This window comes from Corallococcus sp. AB049A (assembly GCF_003668885.1).
Taxonomy (GTDB): domain Bacteria; phylum Myxococcota; class Myxococcia; order Myxococcales; family Myxococcaceae; genus Corallococcus; species Corallococcus interemptor.
In genome coordinates this window covers 1-380 of the sequence record NZ_RAWL01001493.1, presented here as the reverse complement: position 1 = coordinate 380, position 380 = coordinate 1, and the positions used below count along the sequence as shown (strand labels likewise).

General features: G+C 56.8%; 1 protein-coding gene. It reads left to right on the top strand.

The genetic code is table 11. The features are described 5' to 3' along the window. The coding region (locus D7X55_RS44020) for an MFS transporter (RefSeq protein WP_199747522.1) at positions 1–316 on the top strand (316 nt) is incomplete at its 5' end. Positions 317–380 lie beyond the last annotated feature (64 nt).

Genomic DNA, 380 nt, shown 5'->3' with positions numbered 1-380 from the left:
GCTGTGGGTCATCGCGTTCTCCCATTCCTACAGCATGTTGTTGCTGGGTGTTGGTTTGGTAGGAATGGGCCATGGGGTCTATGAGGGCGTCGACCTGGCGCTGGTGACCGACGTGCTGCCCGATCGGGCCCGGCACGCGGCCAAGGACCTGGGTCTACTCAACATAGCCAACACCCTCCCGCAGGTGATCGCACCGCTGGCGGCTCCGGTCATTCTGGCTGTCAGCAGGGGCGACTACCTGTTGCTGTTTGCAGTCGCCGGCGCGGTCGCCATCTGCGGCTCGGTCTTCCTGTTGCCTCTTAAAAACGTCCGCTAGTCCACTAAAAGTACCAACGTTGTCTTTTTGGTACACATAAAAATAACGTTTATTTTCATATAGT